The following is a 7,317-nucleotide window of genomic DNA, read 5'->3' on the forward strand; positions in this document are numbered from 1 at the left end:
GCGGCAGGTCCTCGCGGAAGTCGTCCGGCTCCCACTCGGGACCGTACGGGGCGCACGTGATGACCAGCTTCTCCTGGTTCTCGGGGAAGAGGGCGTCGTCGTGGAAATGCATGGGTGTTCTCCGTTCGAAAGGTTGCGGACGGCGGGACTGTGACTCAGCTGACACAACGGTAGCCACGGGATGCGGTGCATACTTACCCTGAAGGGACATATTTGTTTCCTGTTCGGGACACCCAGCCGAGCGGGACGCATGCGACGGAAGGTGACGCGGATGGCCAAGCCCCTCGCCCGGTATGCCGCACTGACCGGCTTCGTCGACCTGGGCCGCACCCTCTCGCTCGACCCGGTGCAGCTGCTGACGAGCGTCGGACTCGACCCGGCCGGGCTGGACCTGCAGGACCGCTGGGTGCCCGCAGCGTCGGTCGCCCGTCTCCTCGAGTTGTCCGCGGCGACGTCGGGTCGCCAGGACTTCGCGCTGAAGCTGGCCGAGCGGCGGCGCCTGTCCACCCTCGGCCCACTGAGCGTCGGCATCCGTGACGAGCCCGACGCGCGAAGCGCACTGCGAATGCTGATCCGCTTCCAGCACACGTACAACGAGGCACTGCACATCCGGCTGTCCGAGCGCGACGGCCTGGCCACCATACGAATCCGCTTCGATCCCGGCGAACCCGTGCCGGTCCGGCAGTCCGTCGAACTGGCGGTCGCGGTGACCCACCAGCTGTTGCGGCAACTGCTGGGTGAGCGGTGGCATCCGGTGTCCGTCAGCTTCGAACACGGACGACCGGCCGACGACTCGACGCACCGGCAGGTCTTCGGCGCGCCACTCCACTTCGACAGCGAGTACTCCGGAATCCTGGTCTACACAGGCGATCTGGACGAGCCGAACAGACTGTCCGACCCGTTGCTGCGGTCCTATGCGCAGCAGATCCTCGACACGCTCGGCACGCCGGAGGAACCGACCCTCACCAATCGCGTGCGCGAACTCGTCGAACTGCTGCTGCCGAGCGGGCGTTGCTCGATCGAGCAGGTCGCCCGCAGCCTCGGCGTCGACCGCCGGACGGTGCACCGACACCTCGCGAAATCGGGAGAGACCTTCACCTCCGTCCTCGACTCCACCCGCGCCGAACTCGCGAAACGCATGGTCACCGGCCGGCGTTACTCGTTGACGGAAATCTCCGAGATGCTCGCCTTCTCGACGCCGAGCAGTTTCTCCCGGTGGTTCCATCAGCAGTTCGGCATGAGTCCTCGCGAGTGGCGCAAACAGACCACGGGATAGGTGACGGCGACTGATGTCCCGAAATGCAAAGAATTCCGTCCCGTAGGGGCAACTAATCGGCTCATGAGACACGTAGCGTGATGCAGGCCACTATCGGGTCGGGCCATAGCCCGCATCACACCCGATTCGCTCTCCGTGAAACGAGCCGCCATGACCGCTGAGCCGATACCCACCCCGACACTCGACCGAATGAAGAGTGCGGGAAGCTGGAATCCGCTGTGGGACACATTGTCCCAGTGGGATCCGGAGTGGACCGAGCAGTTCATGGCCATGAACGCCACTCCCGTGCAGCGTGGGGTGTTCACGCCCGAGTTCGTCGAACTGCTCAGCATTGCCATCGATGCCGCCGCCACCCACCTGTACGCGCCGGGAGTGCGCAGGCACATCCGGGCCGCACTCGAACTCGGTGTGTCCAAGGAGGAGATCCTCACCGTCCTCGAGATGGTCAGCGTCCTCGGAATCCACGCCTGCAATCTCGGCGTGCCGATCCTCGCGGAGGAACTCGACGCGTACGAGTCCCGGCACCCGGCACACTGAACGCCGCTCCCCCACTCTCTCCCTCTCCATCCGCACCCTCAGGAGCATCCATGGGACCGCATCCCACCACGTCCGAACTCGAGATCGCAGTCGCCGGCCCGTCGAGTTCCGTGCCGACCGCCGACCGCCGCACCCGACGCTCCTCGTTCTACCCCTGGCTCGTTTTCGCCCTCGCGTTCGCGTTGCTGCTGTCCGACTACATGTCCCGCCAGGTTCTCAGTGCGGTCTTCCCGTTCCTGAAGGCTGACTGGGCACTGACGGATTCCCAGCTCGCATCCCTCACCAGCATCGTCGCGCTGATGGTCGGGCTGCTCACCCTCCCGCTGTCCCTGCTGGCCGACCGCTGGGGGCGCGTGAAGTCCCTGGTGCTGATGGCCTCGCTGTGGAGTGTCGCGACCCTGCTGTGCGCGATCGCCTCCAGCTACGAGCAGATGCTCGCCGCGCGCTTCCTGGTCGGTGTCGGCGAGGCCGCGTACGGAAGTGTCGGAATCGCCGTGGTTCTCAGCGTCTTCGCGCCACGCGTCCACTCCACGCTCAGCGGCGCGTTCATGGCCGGCGGTTCCTTCGGCTCCGTCGTCGGAGTCTCGCTCGGCGCCGTCATCGCCGTGCACCTGAGCTGGCGCTGGTCGTTCGCCGCGATGGCGGTCCTCGGACTCATCCTGGTCCTCGCATTCCGCACGATCGTCACCGAACGCCGCCTGGCCGAGCACGCCGCCACCGACGACACCGCCGAAGCCGCCCGCCCCGACGAACCCGCGATCCGCGTCCCCGTGTCGACACTGTTCACCAACCCGACCGTGTGGTGCGCATACCTCGGCGGCGGACTGCAGATGTTCAACGCGGCCGTGCTGCTCGCCTGGGCCCCCAGCTTCTTCAACCGCTACTACGGCATGGCCCCGGACAAGGCGGGCGCGGTTGCGTCGGCGTTCGTGTTGCTGATCGCCATCGGCATGATCGTCTGCGGCATGATCACCGACCGGGTCGGCCGAAACAACGCCGCCGCGAAGTGGACGAGCGCGATCATCTACTGCACGATCTCGCTGACCTCGCTCGGAATCGCATTTCAGCTGGAAACCGGTGCGTCCCAGCTGATTCTGCTGGGCATCGGCGCCTTCTTCGCCGCCGGCTCGTCCGGCCCCACCGCCGCCATGGTGGCGGGTCTGACCCACCAGTCGGTGCGGGCCTCGGCCCTCGGCAGCCTGACCGTGACCAACAACGTCCTCGGCCTGGCCACCGGCCCCTTCGTCATCGGCATCCTCGCCGACCGCCTCGGCCTGCTCGGCGCCCTGCAGCTGGCACCGCTGGTGTACGTGCTGGCGATCGTCGCCCTGTTCCTCGGCAAGCGGATGTACCCGGCCGGGCTCGCGAAGCTCGCGGCGCAGAGTGCCGCCGCGGCCAAGGTCTAGGTTTCCGACTCGGCAAGTCCCGGTGGCAGCCGCCACCGGGACTTGCCGAAATGTCATACACCTCGACGATTGCACTTGCCGGTTACATCACGATGCGCTGGAGGGCCTTCGCCGCATCGACGATCGCGGGGTGATCGAGCGCGAGCGGTTCGACCCGCACCAACTGCGGGCGCAGCCAGCCCGCCAGCACCGACCACTGCGGGCGGTGATACGACCACCATGCCACCGCCTGCCACGCCCGGTCCCCCGTGTGGGGTTCGGTTTCCGACCAGATCCGATGCCCCCACCGCTGGGTGACCGTCAGATTCCGGGTCACGACCTGCGTCGGACGCAGTCCCAAGCGCACCAACTCCGCCGGATCATCCAGGTCGAGGATTCGCAGGTCATCAGGCAACTCGAACACCCCCAGCGCGCGCCGCGAACCCGGCAAAAGCGGGAACTCGAGCATCGAATCCTCCCAGCGGGCGAGGTTGCCGAAACTCTCCCCACAGGCCGCCTCAGCCAGCCGCGAAACGTACCAGACGTAATAATCCGGGTGATCGATCCGGCCGCCGCGCTGCGGTCGATGCTCGTACAGTGGGTGGCCCGGTTGCCCCGGCGCCGCGGTGGACAGGTACGGGAAGACGCGATAGACCAGCACTCAGGCGGCCCCGCCCCAGGCCTCCGCGTCCAACGCTTCGAGCACCGGTGCGGGCCCCGACAGCTGCAGCACCTCGAGCGGCCGCGCCCCGTCGAGGTACGTGTTCGCGCTTTCGAGCCAGGTCCGGGCCGCCGTCTCACCCCACACCAAACGAGCACGTGCCAGCACATGCTCGAGGTCGATCAACAGAGGCGCCGCTCCCGGCCCCGGTCTCTCCTGGCCCTTGATCCACCGAGAGGGCTGGGACCGGTTCACCCCCACGATCGCCGCGAGTTGCGCGCCACCGAACTCACCGGTCAGGTACCGCACCCGCTCCGCGGACAACGGATCATCCGCCGCCCGGGGTGCGCTGCCCGCGTGGCCAATGGTCCGCGCCGTACGCTCCGCGGCCTTCTTCGTCGCAGCCGCCTTCGCTGACGTCTCACGTGTCCTCGCGCTTGCCATGTACCTATGCTACCCAACATTTTCGTTGGGTAGGTGCCGCGCACTGTCCGTGGGCGGAACGCCGTCCTTACCGCCACCCGTCATGTTCGGCGAGCGGGAAGTCGGCCTTGCCGCGATGGCACGCCTTGCACTTGCGGCCCAGGCCGGGCCCCTCTCGCCAGCGCTTCGGGCTATCCTCGTCGCCGTGAGATCACCCAACCGCGGCGCGCTGGAGGCCATGGTCGCGGAGGCCACGGTCGACTGCTACAACGACAGCGAGTGCGTCACCGGCTTCTACACCATGCTCGACGAGCACCTCGACGTGCCGTTCCACACCCGTGTGCTCGGTGCCCAGGTCACCGTGTCCGGCATCGACCTGACCGACGACCACATCGTTGTGATCTGTACCCGCGGCCGGTCGCGACAGCGTATCCGAATCCTCGACCTGCCCTTGCCGGCACCACCACCCGACGGTGCCGAGTGGATCGAGGCATACCGCCACTGGCTGAGATAGGTGAGGACACGAGCGTGAACACAGGCGACACCGCACTCCCGAGCACGACCGGGGAGCACCGGATACGAGTGACCGAGCAGGAGGCGATGTCGAATCTGCACACGGTGTTGCAGCTGTGCGCGGCCGGTGAACTGCGGTGCAGCGACAAGACCCACCGCCCCTCCGCGGCGACGGTCGCCGCCGTGGGCTCACAGCTCGCGCACGGCGACTTCTACCCCGACGACCCGATCGCGTCGTTCGCGTGGCCGCTGATCATCCAGGCCGGTGGGCTCGCCACAATCGAGGGCGGGCGCCTGCGGCTGACCCCGAAGGGCCGTACCGCCCTGAGTCGGCCGGCGGCCGAGGTCATCTCCCAACTGTGGCGGCGCTGGCTCACCCGCGCTGTGATCGACGAGTTCAGCAGGATCGAGCAGATCAAGGGTCAGCGTGCACACAATGTCCTCACCTCGGCCAGGACCCGCCGACAGACCGTCGCTGCGGCATTGGCCGGCTGCCCACCCGACGAGTGGATCGGCATGGATTCGATGTTCACGACAATGCGACGGAAAGGCATGAGCCCCAACGTCGCCCGCAGCGAGCGCGCGCTGTGGAAGCTCTATCTCGTCGACCCGCATTACGGCAGTCTCGGCTACGACGGTTACCACCGGTGGGAGATCCTCGAGGGCCGCTACACGATGGCCGTGCTGTTCGAGTACGCCGGCACACTGGGGCTGCTCGACCTCGACTACCGCCACCCCAGCGGCGCACGGTCGGACTTCCACGACATTTGGGGCGGTGACAACCTGGACGCGCTGAGCAGATATGACGGACTGCAGGCGATCCGGCTCACCACCCTGGGCTGCTACACCCTGGGCCTGACCGACACCTATCAACCGCCCGCCGACAACCCGCCAGCCCGGGTTCTGAAAGTCCTGCCCAACCTCGACATCGTCGTCACCGGAACCTTGTCCCCCGCCGATCAGCTGCTGCTGTCCGCATACGCGGAGCACACCGCGGACCGGGTCTGGACCGTCTCCGCCGCGAGCCTGCTGTCCGCGATCGATGGTGGTCGCCACCTCGAGGACCTCACCACCTTCCTCGCCCGGCGCACCGACCATGAGCTGCCCGGCACACTGAGGACCGTCGTCGACGACGTCACCCGCCGAGCCAGCCAGCTCACCGACCACGGCCACGCCCGGGTGATCGAATGCACCGATTCCGCACTCGCCGCGCTCATCACCCGTGACCGCGCACTCCGCACACTGTGCCGTCCGATCGGCGACCGCCACCTCGCGGTCCCCCTCGAACACGAACCGAAGTTCCGCAGGGCCCTACACAAACTCGGCTACGCGCTGCCCGGGCCGAACACCCCCTGACCGAAGACGTCAACCTCCCGGTGGCAGCCGCCGCCGGGACTTGCCGAATCAGCTTCGTGAACGCCTCACAAATGCCACGCTTGAGATCATGGACAGCATCAACTCGATGAGTGATCGGTAATGGCCCGGCCGGTACGCGTCGTCGTGCTCGGCGCCGGTTCGTGGGGAACGACGGTGGCCGGTCTCGCCGCCCACAACACGCCGACCCTGCTGTGGGCGCGGAATTCGGATACTGCGGACGAGATCAACACCGAGCATCGCAATTCCCGTTATCTCGGCGAGCGGGCACTCCCCGACTCCATGCGCTCGACGGCCGACCTGGTGGAAGCGGCGCAGGCAGCCGACGTTCTCGTGGTCGGGGTACCGTCGCACGCGGTCCGCAGCACGCTTACTCAGATCGCCAACGAGGTGCGGGCGTGGGTGCCGGTGCTGTCGCTGGCGAAGGGGCTCGAGCCGGGAACACGGTTGCGGCCCACCGAGGTGATTGCCGAATGCTTGCCGGGGCATCCGGTCGGGCTCCTCGCGGGCCCCAACATTGCGCGGGAGATCGTCGACGGGCTTGCCGCGGCGTCGGTCGTCGCCACCCAGGACGTCCGGGTCGCCACCGCGTTGCAGCCGTTGTTCGCGTCGGCGGTGTTCCGCGTGTACCGGAACACCGATGTGCTGGGCTGCGAACTCGGCGGCGTGCTGAAGAACATCGTGGCCATCGCCTCGGGGATGGCCGACGGACTGGACGTCGGGGACAACACCCGCGCGATGGTCCTCGCACGCGGGCTGGCCGAGATGACCCGGCTGGGCGAGGCGATGGGCGCGAACCCGCGGACGTTCGCCGGGCTCACCGGGGTCGGAGACCTGATCGCCACATGTATGGCCCCGAGTTCCCGCAACCGGCGGGTGGGCGAATTCATTGCCCGCGGCATGACCGTCGAGGAGGCCGTCGCCAAGCTGGGGCAGGTGGCCGAGGGCGTCAAGACCGCCCCCACCGTGATGGAGTTGGCCCGCGACTACAACGTCGACATGCCCATCGCCGCGGAGGTCGAGGCGGTCGTCGCAGGCCGGCAGACGCCGCAAGGCGCCTACCGTGGCCTGCAGAAAGTCGCTGCAGGCGGTGAGGACGATTTGGCGTGATCGCACAACTGCAACCGGAAGTAGCACTATCTAGACGT

The 7,317-nt window shown here is 67.5% G+C and carries 8 protein-coding genes and 1 pseudogene; 6 read left to right on the forward strand and 3 right to left on the reverse strand.

Annotation, left to right across the window (positions count from 1 at the left end; genetic code table 11):
- Positions 1 to 112 (reverse strand): annotated as a pseudogene (locus MLGJGCBP_RS01070) (3-keto-5-aminohexanoate cleavage protein); the annotation flags it as partial.
- Positions 113 to 271: 159 nt separating this feature from the next.
- Between MLGJGCBP_RS01070 and MLGJGCBP_RS01075 the strand changes: the two are divergent.
- The 3 genes from MLGJGCBP_RS01075 (at position 272) to MLGJGCBP_RS01085 (ending at position 3,219) form a co-directional block, all read left to right on the forward strand.
- Positions 272 to 1,276, forward strand: a complete 1,005-nt coding sequence (locus tag MLGJGCBP_RS01075) for an AraC family transcriptional regulator (protein WP_160093729.1) — start codon at positions 272 to 274, stop codon at positions 1,274 to 1,276.
- Between the two features lie 150 nt (positions 1,277 to 1,426).
- Positions 1,427 to 1,813, forward strand: a complete 387-nt coding sequence (locus MLGJGCBP_RS01080; RefSeq protein WP_160093730.1) for a carboxymuconolactone decarboxylase family protein — start codon at positions 1,427 to 1,429, stop codon at positions 1,811 to 1,813.
- Between the two features lie 50 nt (positions 1,814 to 1,863).
- A complete protein-coding gene (locus MLGJGCBP_RS01085) occupies positions 1,864 to 3,219 on the forward strand; it encodes an MFS transporter (protein ID WP_160093731.1) in 1,356 nt (451 codons plus the stop codon).
- An 82-nt stretch (positions 3,220 to 3,301) separates the two neighbouring features.
- Here the strand turns inward: MLGJGCBP_RS01085 and MLGJGCBP_RS01090 are convergent, their stop codons facing one another.
- Positions 3,302 to 3,859: an RES domain-containing protein gene (locus MLGJGCBP_RS01090; RefSeq protein WP_160093732.1), complete on the reverse strand. Its 558-nt coding sequence runs from the start codon at positions 3,857 to 3,859 to the stop codon at positions 3,302 to 3,304.
- The gene (locus MLGJGCBP_RS01095; protein WP_236580859.1) at positions 3,860 to 4,303 is read right to left on the reverse strand and encodes an antitoxin Xre/MbcA/ParS toxin-binding domain-containing protein; all 444 of its coding nucleotides are present in this window, start codon (positions 4,301 to 4,303) and stop codon (positions 3,860 to 3,862) included.
- A gap of 184 nt (positions 4,304 to 4,487) precedes the next feature.
- Between MLGJGCBP_RS01095 and MLGJGCBP_RS01100 the strand changes: the two genes are divergently transcribed.
- The 3 genes from MLGJGCBP_RS01100 to MLGJGCBP_RS01110 all read left to right on the forward strand — a co-directional run bounded on the left by MLGJGCBP_RS01100 (position 4,488) and on the right by MLGJGCBP_RS01110 (position 7,279).
- Entirely contained in the window at positions 4,488 to 4,796 is a 309-nt protein-coding gene (locus tag MLGJGCBP_RS01100) for a calcium-binding protein (protein ID WP_160093733.1), read from the forward strand.
- A 14-nt stretch (positions 4,797 to 4,810) separates the two neighbouring features.
- On the forward strand, positions 4,811 to 6,151 hold the full coding sequence (locus MLGJGCBP_RS01105; RefSeq protein ID WP_160093734.1) for a helicase-associated domain-containing protein: 1,341 nt from the start codon (positions 4,811 to 4,813) through the stop codon (positions 6,149 to 6,151).
- Between the two features lie 120 nt (positions 6,152 to 6,271).
- Positions 6,272 to 7,279 (forward strand): NAD(P)H-dependent glycerol-3-phosphate dehydrogenase, encoded by a 1,008-nt coding sequence (locus tag MLGJGCBP_RS01110; RefSeq protein WP_160093735.1) that lies wholly within the window; start codon positions 6,272 to 6,274, stop codon positions 7,277 to 7,279.
- The last annotated feature ends 38 nt before the right edge of the window (positions 7,280 to 7,317 follow it).

The sequence above is a fragment of the Rhodococcus sp. T7 genome, assembly GCF_009872365.1.
GTDB lineage: Bacteria > Actinomycetota > Actinomycetes > Mycobacteriales > Mycobacteriaceae > Rhodococcus_F.